General features: G+C 71.7%; 16 protein-coding genes. 1 reads left to right on the forward strand and 15 read right to left on the reverse strand.

Annotated elements, in window-relative coordinates:
* Positions 1–581: 581 nt before the first annotated feature.
* The 13 genes from hemG to D6718_03270 all read right to left on the reverse strand — a co-directional run bounded on the left by hemG (position 582) and on the right by D6718_03270 (position 15,454).
* Positions 582–2,006 (reverse strand): protoporphyrinogen oxidase, encoded by a 1,425-nt coding sequence (gene hemG, locus D6718_03210; GenBank protein ID RMG47609.1) that lies wholly within the window; start codon positions 2,004–2,006, stop codon positions 582–584.
* Positions 2,007–2,379: 373 nt separating this feature from the next.
* Positions 2,380–3,807, reverse strand: coding sequence for an oxygen-independent coproporphyrinogen III oxidase (gene hemN / locus D6718_03215; GenBank protein RMG47610.1), 1,428 nt, complete (start codon positions 3,805–3,807; stop codon positions 2,380–2,382).
* Positions 3,804–4,850 carry a uroporphyrinogen decarboxylase gene (gene hemE, locus D6718_03220; protein ID RMG47611.1) on the reverse strand — a complete coding sequence of 349 codons (1,047 nt, stop codon included), beginning with the start codon at positions 4,848–4,850 and terminating at the stop codon, positions 3,804–3,806. The genes hemN and hemE overlap by 4 nt, the downstream gene beginning before the upstream one ends.
* Positions 4,840–5,568, reverse strand: a complete 729-nt coding sequence (locus D6718_03225) for a DNA-binding response regulator (protein ID RMG47612.1) — start codon at positions 5,566–5,568, stop codon at positions 4,840–4,842. Before D6718_03225 ends, hemE begins: the two co-directional genes overlap by 11 nt.
* Positions 5,565–6,719 (reverse strand): sensor histidine kinase, encoded by a 1,155-nt coding sequence (locus D6718_03230; protein ID RMG47613.1) that lies wholly within the window; start codon positions 6,717–6,719, stop codon positions 5,565–5,567. Before D6718_03230 ends, D6718_03225 begins: the two co-directional genes overlap by 4 nt.
* Entirely contained in the window at positions 6,676–7,950 is a 1,275-nt protein-coding gene (locus D6718_03235; GenBank protein RMG47626.1) for a glutamate-1-semialdehyde 2,1-aminomutase, read from the reverse strand. The genes D6718_03230 and D6718_03235 overlap by 44 nt, the downstream gene beginning before the upstream one ends.
* Positions 7,951–7,973: 23 nt before the next feature.
* Entirely contained in the window at positions 7,974–8,990 is a 1,017-nt protein-coding gene (hemB, locus tag D6718_03240) for a porphobilinogen synthase (protein RMG47614.1), read from the reverse strand.
* Positions 8,987–9,769 carry a uroporphyrinogen-III synthase gene (locus D6718_03245; protein RMG47615.1) on the reverse strand — a complete coding sequence of 261 codons (783 nt, stop codon included), beginning with the start codon at positions 9,767–9,769 and terminating at the stop codon, positions 8,987–8,989. The genes hemB and D6718_03245 overlap by 4 nt, the downstream gene beginning before the upstream one ends.
* The gene (locus D6718_03250) at positions 9,711–10,637 is read right to left on the reverse strand and encodes a hydroxymethylbilane synthase (GenBank protein ID RMG47616.1); all 927 of its coding nucleotides are present in this window, start codon (positions 10,635–10,637) and stop codon (positions 9,711–9,713) included. Before D6718_03250 ends, D6718_03245 begins: the two co-directional genes overlap by 59 nt.
* Positions 10,634–11,980, reverse strand: a complete 1,347-nt coding sequence (locus D6718_03255; protein ID RMG47617.1) for a hypothetical protein — start codon at positions 11,978–11,980, stop codon at positions 10,634–10,636. Before D6718_03255 ends, D6718_03250 begins: the two co-directional genes overlap by 4 nt.
* Before the next feature lie 258 nt (positions 11,981–12,238).
* Entirely contained in the window at positions 12,239–13,267 is a 1,029-nt protein-coding gene (hemH, locus tag D6718_03260; GenBank protein RMG47618.1) for a ferrochelatase, read from the reverse strand.
* Between the two features lie 202 nt (positions 13,268–13,469).
* The gene (locus D6718_03265; GenBank protein ID RMG47619.1) at positions 13,470–13,676 is read right to left on the reverse strand and encodes a hypothetical protein; all 207 of its coding nucleotides are present in this window, start codon (positions 13,674–13,676) and stop codon (positions 13,470–13,472) included.
* Between the two features lie 200 nt (positions 13,677–13,876).
* Positions 13,877–15,454 carry a sigma-54-dependent Fis family transcriptional regulator gene (locus D6718_03270; protein RMG47620.1) on the reverse strand — a complete coding sequence of 526 codons (1,578 nt, stop codon included), beginning with the start codon at positions 15,452–15,454 and terminating at the stop codon, positions 13,877–13,879.
* 101 nt (positions 15,455–15,555) lie between these two features.
* Between D6718_03270 and D6718_03275 the strand changes: the two genes are divergently transcribed.
* Entirely contained in the window at positions 15,556–15,765 is a 210-nt protein-coding gene (locus tag D6718_03275) for a hypothetical protein (GenBank protein RMG47621.1), read from the forward strand.
* Positions 15,766–16,510: 745 nt separating this feature from the next.
* Here the strand turns inward: D6718_03275 and glnA are convergent.
* The gene (glnA, locus tag D6718_03280) at positions 16,511–17,839 is read right to left on the reverse strand and encodes a type I glutamate--ammonia ligase (GenBank protein RMG47622.1); all 1,329 of its coding nucleotides are present in this window, start codon (positions 17,837–17,839) and stop codon (positions 16,511–16,513) included.
* A gap of 172 nt (positions 17,840–18,011) precedes the next feature.
* Positions 18,012–18,749 (reverse strand): HAD family hydrolase, encoded by a 738-nt coding sequence (locus D6718_03285; GenBank protein ID RMG47623.1) that lies wholly within the window; start codon positions 18,747–18,749, stop codon positions 18,012–18,014.
* Positions 18,750–18,780 lie beyond the last annotated feature (31 nt).

Consider the following 18,780-nt stretch of genomic DNA (forward strand, 5'->3'; position numbering starts at 1 on the left):
CTATCGCTGGCAGAACGGGCCGAATCGAAGAACGCACCCTCGGGAATTCACCGCACTCTCGTCGGAGTGCTGCCGGCCCCTCCCGGCCAAGCGAAAGCCCTCGGCCTCGCGCATGGGGATGAGGTTCTCCCCCGAGAACGCGAAGCTGCACCCTCGACGGTGCGAATCGGCACCTGGTTCGGCGGACAACGGGGATTTCGCCCGGATCCTGCCGGCCGGGACCGGCAGGCGCCCGCAGCCTCCGAGCCGTCCGCGGGTCGAAAGCGATTCTGCACCCTCGGGGATGCACCGGCCCAACCGGGACGATCCACGGAACCCCGAGGCGAAACGCCGTCGATGGCGCAGGGTGCCCCGCGCACGGTTCCGAGCGCCCGAAGTGTCCTGGAACGAAGCTCCGCGGGGGGACCGCTGCCGCCTTGGCCTTGCGCAGGGCGGCCGAGAGGATGGCCCGGCAGCTCCGGAGGACCGTCCGGCCGCGAGAGAGCGGAGGATGGGCCGGAAGGACCGTAGTTCCCGCCCAGCGACCCGATGCGGCGCCTTCTCCGTGGACTCGATGAAGAGTCCGGGCCGAGAGCGTGCGGTCAGTCGGCGCGGGCCGTGACCGGGCGGGCCAGGGCCTCGAGGACGCGATCGGCGGCGCGGAGCCCGGCGGCGGCGGCTTTCCCGAAGGCGATGCCGTGGAGACCGTTGCCGGCGAGCGCCAGCGCCGGCCAGCGCGAAAGCCGCTCTTCGATGCGGCGCACGCGATCGAGGTGGCCGAGCTCGTACTGCGGGATCGCGCGCGGCCAGCGCGTGATCGACACGAACACCGGTGTGGCCGTGATGCCGGCCAGGCGGCGCAGGTCCTCTCGCACCGTCGCCACCAGCGCGGCGTCGTCGGCGCCGGCGATCTCGGGATCGACGGCGCCGCCGAGCATGGCCCGCAAGAGAAGGTGGCGCTCCGGGCTGCGGCCGGGGAAGAGGTACGTGTCGAACAGGCAACCGAGGATGCGCAGCCCCTCCCCTCGTGGGACGAGCACGCCGAATCCGCGCGGTATGCCGGGCGCCGCATCGCCGTGGTAGCCGAGGGCCACGACGAGGACCGGGGGGCAGGTGATCCCGTCGAGTTCGCGGGCCGCCTCGGGCGAGAGCGGCCGGAGCAACGGCGCGGCGGCCCACGGCTCGGTCGCGACGACCACCGCGTCGGCGTCGCAGGCGCCGTCGCGCTCGAACCGGACGCGGAAACGCCCGTCCGCTGTCGCTTCGATCGCCGCCGCCGCAGCGCCGCAGTGCACCTCGAATCGGCCGCGCCGCGCCAGCGCGCGCGGAAGCGTTTGCATCCCCTCGCGAAACGACCACAGCGGGGCGGAGCTGCCGGCGGGGCCTCCGCGCGGACGTGCCGATCGTGACCTCTTGAGGGCGATCATTCCGCGGACGAGCGATCCGTGCTCGCGCTCGAGGGCCGCGAGCCGCGGGAACGCGGCCGGCAGCGAGAGGCGCCGCGCGTCTCCGGCGAAGACACCGAGCACCATCGGCGCGATCAGGCGGTCGGCCGCCTGTCGGCCGATGCGGCGCGCGGCGAAGGACCAGACCGACTCATCCGCCCCGTCGCGTCGCGCAGGAACGAGCGGTTCGAGCGCGATCCGCAACAGGCCGGCCGGGCCGAGGATGCCGGAGCGCGCGAAGCGGATCGGGTTCGCCGAGACCTCGCGCATCGTCCCGCCGCGCACCACGAATCGGTGGGCTGCCGCCTCGTCGGCAGCGATCCTCTCGCTCTCGAGTCCGGCAGCGGCGACGAGCTCGTCCACCGCCGGCTCGTCGCCCATGAACGCGGTCGGTCCGGTTTCGACGAGCCAGCCGTCCTGCCGGTGCGTACGCGCCTTGCCACCCGGCGCGGCGTCACGCTCGAACAGATGCACCTCGAGACCGCCGGGGACGCGGTCGGCCTGCGCGGCGGCCCGCCATGCCGCTGCAACACCCGAGATCCCACCTCCGATCACGACGAGCTTTTTCATGGCGGGATTCACCGAAAGGGCCGCCGGCGAAAGGCGCGACCCCTGGGGAGCGCCGGCGCGCGCGCGGCTCCCTCTTCCGTAGCCAGGCCGCTTCGGCCGCGGATGCGGCGGAAAGCGGGGGGCGATGCGGGGACGGTCCTCCCGCCCGCAGCCGGGCGCCTTGGGGCCCGGAAGTCATCAGAAGTCGGCGCTGCGGGAGGGATCCGCGGGCGATTCGCCGGATCCGGGAGGCAGGCTCCCCGGCTGCTGCAAGTTGCCCGGTTACGGCGGGCCCGCCGGCTACCCCGATCCTCCCGGCTACGACGCGCCCTCCGCCGTTCGGAGGTCCCCCCGCCGAAGGGGGGCCGGCGGCGATCGGCGCCGAAGCTGGAGCCAGGCATCGCGGTCACACGGTCCGGCTGAAGACCGGGCGGTCGTCGGAGGCGTGGCGCTCTCGCCAATACCGGTCGAAGCACATGGCGAGGTTCCGGATGAACAGCTCGCCCGTCGGTGTGGCCTCGATGCGATCCGGCCCGATGGTGCACATCCCTTCGCGCTCGTGCTCGGCCAGCAGTGCCAGGTCGTCGCGGAAGTAGCTTCGGAAGTCGATTCCGTAGCGGCGCTCGATCACCCTCATGTCGACGGCGAAGTTGCACATGAGCTCGTGGATGACGTCGCGGCGGATCTCGTCGTCCTGTGTGCGCACGATGCCTCGCACCACCGGAAGGGTTCCCGCGTCCAGCAGCCGGCGGTATTCGGACAGCTTTTTCGCATTTTGGACGTAGGCGCCGCGGAGATCGCCGATGGCGGAGATCCCGAGCCCGATCACGTCGGGCGCGGGAACGACGGCGTAACCCTGGAAATTGCGCCGCAGTCGGCCCTCTCGCCGCGCCACGGCTAGCTCGTCCTCGGGCCGGGCGAAGTGGTCCATTCCGATCGGCTCGTATCCGGCGGCGAGGAAGCGCTCCCGCGCGATGCCGAACAGGCTGAACTTCGTCTCCCTGCCGGGAAGGCTGCCCTCCGGGAGCTTTTTCATGTGACCGCGCATCCATGGGACGAAGGCGAAGGAGTAGACCGCGGCCCGGTCCGCCCCGAGGTCGATGACCGTCTCGACCGTCCTCTCGAATCCCTCGGGAGTCTGATAGGGGAGCCCGTAGATCAGATCGATGTTGATCCCGGAAAAACCCCTGGCCCGGGCGTGGTCGACGAGGCGCCGGGTCATCGCCACGCTCTGGACGCGCTCGACGGCCTCCTGGACCTTGGGCGTGAAGTCCTGAACTCCCATCGAAATGCGGTTGAAGCCGAGATCGGCCAGGCGGTCGATGTGCTCGGTCGTCGTGACGCGCGGGTCGACCTCGACGGCCATCTCCGCCCCCTCGACCGGCGTGAATCGAGCAAGCAGCCGCTCGAGCATTTCCGCCAAGGTGGGCGGGTCGAAATAGGTGGGCGTGCCGCCTCCGAGATGCAACTGGGAGAACCGGCGGCGGTCCGGGAGGCGCTCGGCCACCATCTCGACCTCCCTCAGGAGCAGTTCGAGATAGGGGAGGGCCTTTTCCTTGTGCGGCGTGATGATCACGTGGCAGCCGCAAAACAGACAGCGGTGCCGGCAGAAGGGAAGGTGGACGTACAGCGACAACGGCTCGCCGGCGGCACGGTTCGCCTCGGCGAGACGGCGCTCGTACTCGTCCGCCCCCACGCCCTCGTGGAACTCGACAGCCGTCGGGTAGCTGGTGTAGCGGGGTCCCGGGCGATCGTATTTCGCGAGCAGGGCGGCGGTCACCTCGCGCGCTGTCGGCCGCCCCGCGCTCCGCTCCGATCGGTTCTCGCGGTTCATCGAGCCTCCTCGCCCGCGGCCGCCGCTGCGTGCTCCGCGTGCACCGTCTCGACCAGAGCCTCCACGCTCTCCAGCGGGGCGTCGGGCGTGATCCCGTGACCGAGGTTGACGATGTGACCCCGTGCCGGAACCTCCCTCAAGAGGCGCTCGGTGGCGCGCCGGGTCGCCTCCGGCCCGGCGAGCAGGACGGCCGGGTCCAGGTTTCCCTGCACCGGCCGTTCCGGACCGAGCTTCCGGCGGAGTTCGGCGAGGTCGGTCATCCAGTCGACAGCGAGCGCCTCGCACGGCAGGGCGGAGCACGGCTCCACCAGGTGCGGCGCCTGATGGAGGAACAGGATCCGCGGGACGCCGGCCCGGCCGAGCGCCTCGAGCAGGGCCCGCAGCCGAGGCTCCACCAGTTCCCTCCACGTGCGCGGCGGCAGGATCCCCGCCCAAGAGTCGAAGATCTGGACCGCGTCCGCCCCCGCGGCAGCCTGCGCGATGGCGTACTCCGCCGCCAGCTCGGCGAGCACGTCGAGCAGCTCCCCCAGGGCCGCGGGATCGGCCGCCGCCATGGCGCGGAGCCGCGGGAACCCGCGCCGCCCCCGTCCCTCCACGAGATAGGCGGCGAGCGAGAGGGGGGCGCCGGCGAAGCCGAGCAGGGCGGCACGGCCCCCGAGCTCCTGCTTGACGATGCGCAAAGCCGCCTGGACTTCCGGAGCGATCTCTTCCCGCGGAGGAACGCGCAGCGAACGGATCCGCGCCCGATCCCGCACGGGCTCGGCGATCACCGGACCGGGATCGAACCGGAACGAAACGCCCAGCGCGGCCAGCGGGCTCATCAGGTCGGCGAAGATGATGGCCGCATCGAATCCGAACCGTTCGATCGGCATCATCGTCACCTTCGCCGCCAGTTCGGCGTCGGCGACCAGTTCCTCGAAGGTGTACCGGGCCCGGAGTTCTCGATACTCAGGCAGGTAGCGTCCGGCCTGGCGCATGACCCAGACGGGCCGGCGCGGTGTCGGCTCGCTCCTCAGGGCTCTCATCAGCAGGTCATTCGTCATCGCGTCCCTCCGGCTCGCGCGTGAAGCGGTATCCGACGCCGCGCACCGTGTGGAAATGGACCGGGTTTTCGGGATCCCGTTCGAACCGTTTCCGGAGCCGGACGATGAAGTTGTCGATCGTCCGCGTGGAGGGGAACAGGTCGTATCCCCAGACCTTCTCGAGGATTTCCTCGCGGGAGACGACCTCGCCCTCCTTTTCGGCGAGAGCCTTGAGGATCATCGCCTCCTTTTGGGTCAGCGTCTGCTCGCGGCCGTCCCACGAGCGCCCCTTGAAAGAACGGAAATCGAAGGTGTTGCCGCCGAAAGCGAGCGTCGCCCCGCTGCTGGGCATGGCCTCGTACCAGCTCCGGCGCCGGATGATGGCCCTCACCCGCAGCAGCAGCTCCTTCAGATGGAACGGTTTCGGGAGATAGTCGTCGCCGCCCGCCTCGAGCCCGCGGATGCGGTCGTCGACGCTTCCCTTGGCGGTCAGGAACAGGATCGGGCAGTCCCTCTCCGCGGCGCGGGCGCGCTCGCAGATGGTGAATCCATCGATCCCCGGGAGCATGACGTCGAGCAGGACGAGATCCCACGGCTCGGAGAGGATCCGCTGCAGTCCCTCGCGCCCGTCGTGGGCGACCTCCGCCGCGTAGCCCTCCGCGGCCAGGTTCTCGCGGATTCCCTCCGCGAGGTGGACCTCGTCTTCGATCACCAGGATCCGTGCCGTCGGCCGGCTCACGATTCCCTCCCCGGCGGCAGTGGCCAGCGGACCGTGAAGGACGCCCCCTTCCCGGGACCGGCGCTGCGGGCCTGGATCGTTCCGCCGCCGATCTCGATGAAGCGCCGAACGAGGTACAGGCCGAGCCCCGAGCCGCGCGTGTGCCGCCTCAGCTCGTCGCCCGGCCGGTAGAACTTGTCGAAGATCCGCCCCAGCTCGTCCGCGGGTATGCCGATCCCGGTGTCGGCGACCTCGAGCTCCGCCGCGCCGGAGCGGGCGGTCGCGCGAAGCCGGACCCTCCCGCCGCCGGCTGCGGCGGTCGCCTTGACCGCGTTGTCGGTGAGATTCCGAACGACGGTCCGGGCCGCCGCCGGGTCGACCCACGCCTCGACGTCCGCTTCGATTTCGCTCACCAGCTCCACTCCCTGGGCCGCGGCGGTCCGCGCCAGCTCGTCCAGCACGGCCTCCGCCGTGCGCCGCAACGAAACCCGCTGCGGCTCGTACGGGATCCGGCCTTCCTCGATCCGCGTCGTGTCGAGGACGTTCGTCACCATCGTCTCCAGCCGCTGGAGTTCGTCCAACATGCGCTCCACGATCGCCCGGCGCTGCTCGGCGGGCGGATCGCGCATCGCGAGGGTCTCGGCCGAGAGCCGGAGGCTCGCGATCGGGCTCTTCAGCTCGTGCGAGACGGCGGCGAGAAAGTTCTCCTGCCGCCGCTTCAAGCGGAACTCCTCGCGCAGGGCGCGGCCGAGGACGCTCATTCCGGCGAAGAGCACGAGCAGGAAGAATCCCGCCTCCCACCCGTAGCGGTTCAGCCGGCGCCAGCGGTCGCGCCGGAGCCGCTCGCGGAGCGCCCGCGAGATCCGCGCCCGGGGAGCGGACCGCTCCACGTCCAGGTTCGGAAACAACTCGGCCACCTGGTCCGCGGGGTAGCCGAGCTGGAGCATGACGTGCGCCGCCTGTGCCTGCTGGGAGAGAAGCTGCTCGTCGAATTCGGCGACGCGGCGGGTGTAGCGCGCCTCGTCCAGTACCCACCAGAGCACCTGGGCGCAGCAGACGACCAGCAACGCCAGGAATCCCACCTGGAGAATCCGCACGTTGCGCCGCCGCGCCCGCATGCCGCCTCCCTCAGCCGGCGCTCGCCGCGGCGGCCAGCGCCCCGGGAAGGGCACCGGCCAACTTCTCCAGGTGGTGCCGATCGTGGGCGAGCGACAGGAAACCGACCTCGTAGGCGGAAGGGGCGAGCTGGATGCCTTGCTCCAGGAGGGCGTGGAAGAGGGCCCGGTAGCGGGCGGCCGCCTCGGGGGCGATCGCCTCGGCCGATCGCGGCGGATCCCCCTCCTGCAAACAAAGCCAGAAGATCGAGCCCACCCGCACGAGCCGGGCGGGCACCGGCGCGGCGGCGAGCACGGGCGCCAGCGCTTCGTCGAGAAGCCGTCCGAGTTCCTCCAGGCGCTCCCAGCCGCGCTCGCGCTCGAGAACCCGGAGTGTGGCCAGTCCCGCCGCCATCGCCACCGGATTTCCCGACAACGTGCCCGCTTGGTAGACGTCCCCCTCGGGCGCCAGGCGCGCCATGATCTCCCGGCGGCCGCCGAAGGCGCCCACCGGAAGGCCGCCGCCGATCACCTTGCCGAACGTGGCGAGGTCGGGGGTCACGCCCGTGCGCTCGGCCGCGCCACCCGGTCCGACGCGGAAGCCGCTGATGACCTCGTCGAAGATGAGCAGGGCTCCCGCCCGCTCCGTCTCCTCGCGCAACGCGCGGAGAAAGTCGGCGCGCTGCACCAGAAGGCCGTTGTTCGCCGGAATCGGCTCGACGATGACGGCTGCCACGTGCTCCCCCTCATCGCGCATCAGCGCGCGGAACCGCTCCTCGTCGTCGAGCGGGAGCACGCGGGTGAGGCGGGCGAAGGGCTCGGGGACACCGGCGGAGGATGGCGTGCCGAACGTGGCGAGGCCCGAGCCGGCGGAGACGAGCAGGTGGTCGGCGTGCCCGTGGTAGCAGCCGGAGAATTTCACCACCGGGTCCCGGCCGGTGAAGCCGCGCGCGAGGCGGATGGCGCTCATGGTGGCCTCGGTCCCGGAGGAGACGAAGCGCACCTGCTCGAGGCCCGGGTAGAGCCGCACGACGGTCTCCGCCAGCTCCACCTCGGCGCGGCACGGGGCGCCGAACGTCGTTCCCTCGCCGGCCGCGCGGCGCACCGCGTCGACCACCTCGGGATGGGCGTGGCCGAGGATCAGTGGTCCCCACGAGCCGACGAAATCGACGAAACGCCGCCCGTCCTCGTCCTCGACCTCCGCCCCCGCGCCCCGCCTGATGAAGGGGGGGATACCGCCGACGGCCCGGAAGGCCCGGACCGGTGAGTCGACACCGCCCGGTATCACCCGCCGGGCGCGGTCGAACAGGTTACGGCTGTTCGGTCCGGCACTCACAGCCAACCCCCAGCGAGTGCGTCCCGCGCGTGGTAGGTGATGATCACATCGGCGCCGGCGCGTGCGATCGCCAGGAGGTTCTCCCGCACGATCGCAGCCTCGTCGAGCCAACCGCGGGCCGCCGCGGCCTTCACCTGAGAGTACTCCCCGGACACGTTGTACGCGGCGAGCGGGAGGGTCGAGACCTCTCGGACGCGGCGGATGACGTCGAGATAGGCCAGGGCCGGTTTGACCATCAGCATGTCCGCGCCCTCCTCCTCGTCGAGCGCCGCTTCGCGCAGCGCTTCCCGCGCGTTCCTCGGGTCCATCTGGTACCCGCGGCGGTCGCCCTTGCCGGGCGCCGAGTCCGCGGCGTCGCGGAACGGCCCGTAGTAGGCGGAGGCGTACTTGACGGCGTAGGAGAGGATCCCCACGTTCGTGAAGCCGTTCGAGTCGAGAGCGTCCCGGATGGCGGCGACCCGGCCGTCCATCATGTCGGAGGGGGCCACCACGTCCGCGCCGGCCTCGGCGTGGGCGAGCGCCATCCGCGCGAGAGGCGCCAGGGTGGCGTCGTTGTCCACGTCGCCTCCCGACAGCACGCCGCAGTGCCCGTGGTCGGTGTAGGCGCACAGGCAGACGTCGGTGATGACCGTCAAATCGGCGCCGAACCGCTTCTTGAGCGCAGCGACGGCGCGCGGGACCGCGCCCTCGGGATCGGCGGCGTGATCGCCCGTCGGCGACTTCGCGCCCGGGCGTGCGATGCCGAACAGGAGCACCGTCCGGATCCCGAGCTCCAGGTCCTTCGCCACGCGCGCGAGGAGATCGTCGAGGCCGTACCTTTCGATCCCCGGCATGGACGGGATCTCCTCCGCACCGCGATCGGCCGGGAGGACGAAGTGCGGCATCACCAGGCGGTCGGCGAACAGCCGCGTCTCGGCGCAGAGGTCGCGCAGGGCGGCGCTGCGGCGCAGGCGCCGCGGCCTGGAGCGGCCCGGCGTCGTCGTTTCCAATCCGGAGACTTTCAGTTCGGTCATGGCACCACCTCCAGCAGGCCGTGGATTCCGGGACGGCGCGCCTCGGCGGCGACGCGGAGCCCGGCGTGACGCACGGCCTCGCTCGTGGTCGGGCCGATGGTGACGAGCGGCAGGCGCGCATCGACCTCGGCCTGGTTGAGGAGCCCGCGAACCGCGGAGGGGCTCGCGAGCAGCACGGCGTCCAGTTCGTCACGCCCCAGCCGGCGGCGTGGCGAGGCCGGCGGCGCCGGGCGGGAACGGTAGACCGCCACGCGCCGCACCTCCACGCCCTCGGGGGCGAGAATCTCCTCGATCTCCCTCCGGCCCCGGTCGGCCGCGGCCACGACGACCGGCGCCTTTTCCCGGGAAGCGCTCAGCGCTTGCCTGAGAGCGATGGCGAGGCCCCTTCCGGTGGCCTCGGGCGGAACGAGGTCGCACCGCCCGAAGCGCCGGCGGGCCGCGGCGGCGGTCGACGGACCGACGGCCGCAATCTTCACCGAAGGGGGAAGTTCGCCGCCGACCAGATCCGCCGCCGCCTCCGCTCCTCGCCGCGAGGCGAGGGCGAGCCAGGCGGCGCCGCGAAGCGCCCCGCGAAGCGCTGCCGCGGTATCCCTGTCGGTCAGCCGCTCCACCACCACGCACGGGAGGATCACCGGCCGTCCTCCCGCCCGCGCGATCTCGCGGGCCCACTCCGGCGCGTCCTCGGCGGCGCGCGTGACCAGCAGGCGCTTGCCGGAGAGGTCAATCATCGCCGCCCCCGCCGCCGGTGAGACGCCGGAAGACCTCGGCCGCCAGCGCATCCGGGTCTTCCCCTCGAGCCCGGGCGTCCACGATCCTCCCGCCGCGCTCGAGGCGGGCGATCAGCTCCAGCGCCGTTTCGCCCGCCGGCCGGCAGTAGGCGCCGAACGGCACGCTGCAGCCCCCCTCGACCATCTCGAGGAGGCGCCGCTCGGCCCGGACCGCGCGCCGCGCCGCCGGATCGTCGAGCGCTTCGCACGCCGTCCGGATCGCATCGTCGTCCGCGCGCGCCTGGACGGCGATCGCCCCCTGCGACGGCGCCGGAACGAAGCGCTCCGGGTCGAGCGGGACCACGCGGATGCCGTCCAAGGGGAGAGCGCCGGCCCCCTCGGCGCGCCGGAGCCGCTCGATCCCGGCCGCTGCCAGGACGATCGCGTCGAAATCTCCCTCGGCCAGCCGGCGGATCCTCGTCGGCAAGTTGCCGCGGAGGAGGGCGGTGGTGAGGTCCGGCCGCTCCGCCCGGATCCAGGCGCGTCGCCGCATCGAGGCGGTCCCGATGGTGGCCCCCGGCTTCAGCGGGAGCGTGCCTTCTCCCCCGGCGGCCGAGGCTTCCCTCACGAGGAGAAGGTCGCGCGGATCGACCCGCTCCGGAACGGCGACGATCGACAGCCCCGCCGGGCTTAGGGACGGCACGTCCTTGTAGGAATGCACGGCGATGTCGACGCGGCCGTCGAGAAGCGCTCGCTCGAGCTCCACCACGAACACCCCTGCCGGACCGATCTCGGCGAACGGCGCATCCCGCCGCTGGTCGCCGCTCGTCCGGACGATCACGATCTCCGCCTCGTGTCCCGAGGCGGCGAGCCGGCGCGCGACATCCCGGGCCTGGGCCAGAGCGAGGCGCGATCCGCGGGTTCCCAGGCGGATCTTCATCCCTCCTCCTCCTCGCCGACCGGGATCAGGAACGCGGGGTGGCCGGCGGTGAGCTCTCGGACGTTCCGCAGGAGAGCTTCGTCTTCGGCGTGCGAGAAGAAGGCCTGAACCGCCTCGGGACCGATCTCGCGGGCGAGGCCGCGCAGGCCGTTCGTCGGCAGGTGCGCGAACCGCCGCGCCAGCGTTTCCGCCCAGCGGCGGAGCGGTTCGCGCATGTCCGGCTGGAGGTGCTTGAGGTCACGGCGGAACAGGCGCTCGACTCCTTCCAGGGCGGTCTGCCGGTATCGCCGCTGGACCGCGGCGATCCAGGGGGCGAGGAGGCGTTCCGCCAGCCTCCGGCGGAGGTCGAGCAGCGCCTCGTCCACCAGCTCGCGGGCCTCCGCCATCTCCTCCAACCGCCGCTCCCGGTTCCTCTCCGCCTCCGCGATGATCTCCGCCATGCCGACGCGCGGAACGCCGGCCAGGCGCGCGTCCTCCGGATCCACGTCGGGCGGCACCGCCATGTCGACCACGAGCGGTGCTTCGCCGGACGGCGTGCGCCCGGCCAGGCGCTCGAGCGCGGCGCGGTCGAGGACCGGGCCCGGCGCGCCGGTCGCGAGCAGCACCGCCTCCACCTCCGGGGGCGCCTCGCGGAAGCGGTCCAGGGGGAGGGGCGTGCCGCCGTGCTCTCCCGCCAGCGCCGCCGCTTTCGCGGGCGTGCGGTTCACGACGAAGAAGGGCACGCCGGCGTCGCTGAGCGCCTTCGCGCAGCGCCGCGTCATGTCGGACACCCCGACGAGGGCCACCGCCCCACCCGTCCGGCTCAGCCGCGTCCGAAGATGCTCCATGGCGATCTCGGAGAGCGACGCCCGCCCGCAGCCGATCTGCGTGCTCCGGTGGACGAGCCCGGCGACACGGAAAGCCTCTTCGAAGAGCAGCTCGAGGCGCGGTCCGACCAGACCCGCCCGGCGCGCCGTGTCGTAGGCGCGCCGCACCTGCCCCGCGATCTCCGTCTCGCCGACGCGGGCGGAGTCGAGCCCGGCGGTGACCAGGAGCAGATGCTCGGCCGCACCCTCCCCGGCCCACTCGTGAAAGGTCCGTTCCGCTTCCCCGGGCTCCGGGCGCCGCCCGGCGAGTTCGGTGAAGATGCGGGGGCGGTACGCGGCCAGCGGTGTGCGGCCGTCGCCGGCGAAGACGACCTCGACGCGGTTGCAGGTGGCGATGTAGACGGCCTCGTCCAGCCCCGCGCGCTCCGCGAGGCGCACGAGGGCAGCCTCCCTCTCCGCCTCGGGAACCGTGAACTGGGCGAGCCGCTCGGGCCCCCCCTTCCGCCACGTGACGCTCACGAGTCCGATCCGGTTCATCGGCGGCTCCCGCCGGGTCCACCCGGCGCGCTGCGGCTTTCGGCAGGTCGACTCGGGGAGGGCGAGCGGGGGGACGGTCCGGGGCACCCGCGGGCCGGTGGCGCCCCGGGCGCCGTCCCCCGCTCGCCTCACATGATGCGAGCAGAACGGTCGCGATGTGTCACAGACGTGTCACCGCCCGAAAAAAAACCGGCGGCCGCGAGCGACCGGGCCGCGGGGGGGAGGACGTGGCGCCCGGCGCCCTCCGCGGCAGCGCTCCTACGGCGGGACGGCCGGGGACGCGAGGGAGTCCAGCGCCGCCTCGGCGAGGTGCGCCAGCTCCTCGACGAAACGGGGGTGATCGGCGACCGCCGGCACGAGCGTCAACCGCCCTCCTCCCGCGGCCGCGTGGATGCGAGCGCCCCGCACGCCGATTTCCTCGATCGTCTCCAGTCCGTCGGTGAGGAAGCCGGGGCAGACCACCGCCACGTGCCCCGCGCCTTGCCGGCCGAGGTCGCGCAGAACCGCCTCCGTCGCCGGGGACAGCCATCGTCCCGGTCCGAACCGGGACTGGTAGGCGATGTGCGCCCGCTCTTCCGGCCAGTCGAGCGCCCGGAGCAACGCCGCGAAGGTGCGCCGGCAGGCTTCGCTGTAGCGACCGCCTTCCCGCCGGTCCTGGCGGACCGGGAGTCCGTGAAAGGAGACGACCAGACGATCCGGCGATCCGCCGCTCGCGCGGAAGGCCTCGCGGCACCTGTCGGCGAGCGCTTCCACGTATCCGCTGGCGTCGCATGCCGGGACGGCGAACCGCAGCCGGTCCCGGGCTCCGATCCGGAGTGCCGTCTCCTCGGCCAGCTCGGCGATCGTGCCGGTCGTGGCGCGCGCCGGCTGCGGAAAGAGCGGCAGCACGACGGCGCTCCGCCCTCGGGCAAGAGCCGCCTCCAGGCGCTCGTCGACCCGACGGCGTCCGTATCGGTAGGCCGGCTCCACCGCGGCCCGCGCGCCGAGACGGGCGGCGAGGGCGCGGGCGATCCTGCGGGTGCCGACCTCGAGCGGAGATCCCTCGGCGCTCCAGATCGAGGCGTACTGGCGCGCGACGCGCTCCGGCCGGCGCCGGAGCACGATCAGCCTGAGCAGCGGAAGCCAGATCCATCGGGGGAGATCGACCACGGAGGGGTCGCTCAGGAACTCGTCGAGGAAAGCGCGGACGGCCGCCTCCGTGGGGGCCTCCGGCGTGCCGAGGTTCACCAGCAAGACGTGAGCGCGCGGCATGCCGGCGAGCTTGCCCGGACGCCGTCCGCGCCGCAATGCCGCGGGTGGTGCGTCCGATCCGGCGGGCGTTCGCCTGCACCCCGGACGGTCCGGCTTCCCGGCGCCGCCGGGCCGCCCCGTGCTTGGCAAGGTCTTGAAAACAAAAGACTTGCTCTGGGACTGCGGGCGAAAAAAAGCGGGCGCCCGAACGGGCGCCCGGCTTTCCCTTGAGAGGGTTTATTTAGTGCGTCCTTTTGCGCTAGCGCGCGGTCTTCTTCGTCTTTCTTTTGGTGGTCTTGCGCTTGGTGGCCTTCCTCTTGGTGGCCTTGCGCTTGGTCGCCTTCTTGCGCTTGGTGGCCTTCCTCTTGGTGGCCTTCTTGCGCCTGGTCGCCTTCTTGCGCTTGGTGGCCTTGCGCTTCGTCGTCTTGCGCTTGGCCGCCTTGCGCGCCTTCTTGCGGGTGGCCATCGCTTCGGTCCTCCTCTTGCCGCGCATCCTGTCGATGCGGGCGTTCGTTCACGCGGGCGTCCCCGCGCGGTTCACCGTGCGGATCTCTCCCCGCACGGCGGGTGGTCGTACGACACCGTCCGAAATATGGTTGGTTAGTTTGTCGCTTGTCAAGAGGTGTCGCGCTCGATCCGAACGATTTGAGACCGTTCGAAGACGATTCAGCGCGTCGAAGAGCTCCGCGATCGGGGGCGGCCGGGACGCGCGGGCAACTCCCGATCGAGACCGAGAGCCCTTATCCGCCGGCGCAGAGTTCTCACCGCGATCCCCAGGCGTGCGGCCGCGCGCGTGCGCGAGCCCCGCTCGGCCATCAGAGCGGCCCGGATCGCCTCGGCTTCGATCTCTCGCAGGGAGCGGTCCACCGGGATCTGCGCCGGCGCGGCACCGCTTTCCGCACCGGGGTCACGGAGGGGCGGCGGGAGGTGTTCCACGTCGATCGTCGTCGCCGGCGTGGCCACGACCACCGCTTCGAGCGTGTTCATGAGCTCGCGGACGTTGCCCGGCCAGCCGTAGGCGCACAATCGGTCGAGGGCGGCGGCGGTGAGCCGCCTCGGGGGCAGGCCGTTCCGGCGGCAGATCTGGTCGAGAATCGACGAAGCGAGCTCGGGGATGTCCTCCCGCCGCTCCCGGAGCGGCGGCACGACCAGGGTCACCACCTTCAGGCGGTAGTAGAGGTCCTCCCGGAATCTCCCCTCCCGGACGAGGCGCTCGAGGTCCGCGTTGGTCGCCGCCACCAGGCGGACGTCCACGCGGACCGGTTTCGTCCCGCCCACCCGCATGAACTCCTGCTGTTCGAGGACGCGGAGGAGCTTGGCCTGCGTCGGCAGATCCGTTTCGGCGACCTCGTCGAGAAAGAGCGTGCCCCGGTGGGCCAGCTCGAATTTCCCGGCTCGGCGGCTCACCGCTCCGGTGAACGCCCCGCGCTCGTGGCCGAAGAGCTCCGACTCGATGAGATGCGGGGGGAGCGCTGCGCAGTTGATCGGGATGAACGGCGCCTCGAGGCGGGGCGAGCGGAAGTGGATCGCCCGGGCGACGAGCTCCTTGCCCACGCCGCTCTCCCCGCGGATCAGCACGGTGGTGCGCATCTTCGCCACCCGGTCGAGCGTCCGGACCAGCTCCTGCATCGCCGGCGACGCGCTCACCAGCTGCCGCGTGCTGAACGATCGCCGCGACCTTTCGGTGATGGCCTCCTCCAGACCCGCGACGTGCAGGTCGAGGTCCCGGCGGTCGAGGACCTGCCGGATTCGCAGCCGGAGTTCGAGCGGATGGGGCGGGCGGTGGAGGACATCCTGGGCACCGGCGTCGAGGAGGTCGAAGATCGCCTTCGGCCCCGCCGGCGGTGCGATCAGAAGCGGCGCCGGCCCGTCGGGCAGCCGCGCGATCTCCGGGAGGAGCCGGGGGAGCGGCCCTCCGGGAGGCGTGGCGTCCAGGAGGACGATGTCGAGCCGTCCGGAGCGCGCCAGGTCCAGGACGCGCTCCGGATCGTCGGCGGCGGTCACCTCGTGTCCTTCTTCCCGGCACAGGGACACCAGCCGGCGGCGCAGGACGGGGTCGGTGGTGACGACGGCGATCGACGCCTCGGAGGAGTGGGGAAAAGAAGGAGCGTTGGGCTGCGGGCTCACGTCACCCGAAGAATAGGGCCGAATTGACCCAGAAACAAGAAAAAGGGGTGTAATTGGCCTATTTTCTGCTGCGGCCGGGCCCTGCCCAGGGCGGCCTCTGTTTGTAACTCGTTGCAAGTAAGGATCTTACGATTGAAAGCCCCTGCGGGGCCCGCTGGCAAGAGGATTGCTGGGCAAGGGGTGGCGAAACGCCCGACGAGGGCGGGACCGGAGACCGGATGACCATGGCCAAGCGTTCCACCCGTAGCAAGAAGCCGGCTCGGCGGACGGCGGTGAAGAAGCCCGAGTTCGTCAACTTCAAGTGGGAGGGCGAGAGCTACACGCTCGACCTGACCCGGCAGCGCGTGTACCGCAATTGGATGGCGGTCGAGGCCCAGAAGAGCTTCGCCATCCTGGGTGCCTACAAGCAGCACGGACTGTCCGCCTGACCGCTTCCGGGAGGCCCGCGCCGGCCGGTGGCGCGGGCGGAAACACTCGAGGGAACAAGCGCCTGCCGGACGAGGCGAACCGTCCCGGAGGCGAGTCCGGTCGCGGAAACGGTGGCGGCCGAGCCGCGCGCGAGTTCCCGGTTCGAGTCGGCCCACGCGGGCCGGCCTGCTGCGTACGCGGCCTCCTGAATAGCGAGGTGCGATCCTGACGGTGCCGAACGGGCTCGAGTCCCGGAAGGATTCGGGCCGTCGCCGGCTGCCGGCAGTCCCGTCCGGTCCGAATCGCCCACTTCTTCTTTCGAATCCGACGACCTTTCGAATCCGACGAGTCCGCCGCCGGCGCCCGGCGCCGATGATGTTTGGGGGAAGAAGCGCCGGTTCCTCGAGCGTCACACCCGGATCCCCCGACCGCTTGCGGCCGCGCGGAGAGCGAGGTGTCGGCGCCGGTGACCGATTCCCGGAGGCCCGGCGATTTCGAGCGACGGGGCCGGCCGGTTCCTGCAGGGAACACACGAGACCGCGCCGCCGGGAGCGGTCCTGCGGCGGGATCCCCGACCTGGCGACACCACCCCGCCTCCGGGGCGAACCGCCCGATGCGTGCCGGTGAATTCCCGCGCGGTGATCGCGATGCCGAACGGCGTTGCCGTATCCGCCCGCTGCCGGCGCCCCCGGCATCTCCGGCGGAGACGGGAGGCGGCTCTGCCGGCGAAAAAGGCGCGGCCCCTCGAGGGAGCCGCGCCCGGTCTCAGAACGTCTGGAGGTAACGCTCGACCTCCCAGGGATGCACGATCGTGATGTACTCCTGCCACTCGCGAAGCTTCCCCTCGATGAAGTGGGTGGCGATGTGCTCCCCGAGGGCGTCGAGGATCACCTTGTCCTTCTGGAGGGCCCGGACGGCCGCGTAGAGATCGGGTGGCAGGTTGTCGATCTTGAGCCGCTTCTTCTCCCGGTCGCTCATCCGGAAGATGTCCTTGTTGACCGGCGGACCGGGATCGAGGTTCCGCTCGATGCCGTCGAGGCCCGCCCGCAGCATGACGCCGAAGGCGAGGTACGGATTGCACGAGGGATCCGGCATCCGCACCTCGACGCGGGTCGCGACACCGCGCCGCGCGGGCACGCGGGCCAGCGGGCTTCGGTTCCGCTCCGACCAGGCGATGTTGGTGGGCGCCTCGTAGCCGGGCACGAGGCGCTTGAAGGAGTTGACCGTCGGATTGGTCACGGCGCAAATGGCCTTGGCGTGGTCGAGGATGCCCCCGATGTACGACAAGGCGATCCGGGAGAGACCGTACTCGCCCTCCGGATCGTCGAAGGCGTTCCGCCCCTCCCGGTCGAACAGCGACTGGTGGACGTGCATCCCCGACCCGTTCTCGCCGAAGAGAGGTTTCGGCATGAACGTGGCGTGGAGGCCGAACTTCAGGGCGACCTTGCGCACGACGTGCCGGAAGACCAACAGGTTGTCGGCGGTCGTGAGGGCGTCGGCGTACTTGAAGTCGATCTCGTGCTGGCCGGGGGCGACCTCGTGGTGCGCGGCCTCGACCTCGAAGCCCATCTGCTCCAGGATGTTGACGATCTCGCGCCGGGCATCCTCGCCGGCGTCCACCGGGGCCAGATCGAAGTAGGCGCCGCGGTCGTGGGTGCGCGTGGTCGCGGTCCCCTCGGCGGTGCGATGGAAGAGGAAGAACTCGGCCTCCGGTCCCATCATCGACTCGAACCCCATCGCCCGCGCCCGCTCCAATGTCCGCCGGAGCGCGTACCGGGGATCCCCGGCAAAGGGGCTGCCGTCAGGATTCGCCACATCGCAGATCAGCATCGCCACGCGGTCGGTTCCCTCCTGCGGGAACACCCGGAGCGAGTCGAGATCGGGCTTCAGGAGCATGTCCGACTCCTGGATGCGGACGAAGCCCTCGATCGACGAGCCATCGAAGAGGATCTCGCCGGCCAGCGCCTTGTCGAACTGGCTGTCCGGCACCTCGACGTTCTTGATCACGCCGTGGATATCGGAGAAGACGAGCCGCAGAAAGCGGACCTTCTCCTCCGCCAGGATGTCGCGCACCTCTTTCTCGGTTCTCGGCATGTCGGCCTCCGCCCGGGTGGCCCCGGCACAAGGAAGGGCGCAGCTTAGGACCGGGCCGCCGTTCCGTCAACAGGATGAACGAAAAAAATTGACGAAATGGGCGATTTTCTGGTTCAGTTTGCAGGAAAACCCACGAAATTCAGCGAGATGTCCATCGAAAACCGGCGATTCGTCAAGATTGAGAGTTCATGCCGTCGACCAGCCCCAGGAGCGAGTGCGGTTCGCTGAGGTCGGTCAGGACGATCTCCGCGCCGCAGCCTTCCAGCTCGTCCCGCGGAGTCCACCCGCTCGCCACGGCCACCGCCCGGGCGCCGGCCGCGCGGGCGGCCCGGACGTCCCGCGGCGTGTCCCCCACCACCAGGACCCGCCGCGGCGGGATTCCCAGCGCCCCGATCCGGCGCACCGCCGCTCGCGCGATGTCCCGCCGATCGAGCCCGTCCTCGCCGAAGCCGCCCGGCCGGTCGGCCAGGTGGTCCAGGCCGAACGGGGCGAGCTTGATCCGTGCGGCACGCCGGAAGTTGCCGGTGAGCAGCCCGACCGAGATCTGCCGGCGAGCCTCGAGTTGCGCGAGCAGGGCGCCGACCCCGGGCAGCAGCCGCCGTTCCGCCGCCCGCATCTCTTCTTCCAGGAATCGGACGTAGGCCTCGAGGAGCTCGGGGAACCGCTCGCCGGGCCGCCGCCCGAGGGCGGTCGCCAGCGCGAGCGTGATCCCCCGGTCGGTCGCCCCGCGAAAGTCGATCGCCGCGAGGGCCTCACCGGCCGCCCTCTCGGGGACGGCGAAGGCGACGCTCGCGGCGCGCGCGAGAGCGCGGCGGCCCGCCCCGCGCGCGTCGATGAGCGTGCCGTCCACGTCGAAAAGAACCGCCGCTCGAAGTGCCCCCATCGCTCTCAGGGTATCGGCGCGCGGCACGGGGCGCCGCCCGTGGGGGGTTGCCCTCGGC

It is taken from the genome of Acidobacteriota bacterium, assembly GCA_003696075.1.
GTDB lineage: Bacteria > Acidobacteriota > Polarisedimenticolia > J045 > J045 > J045.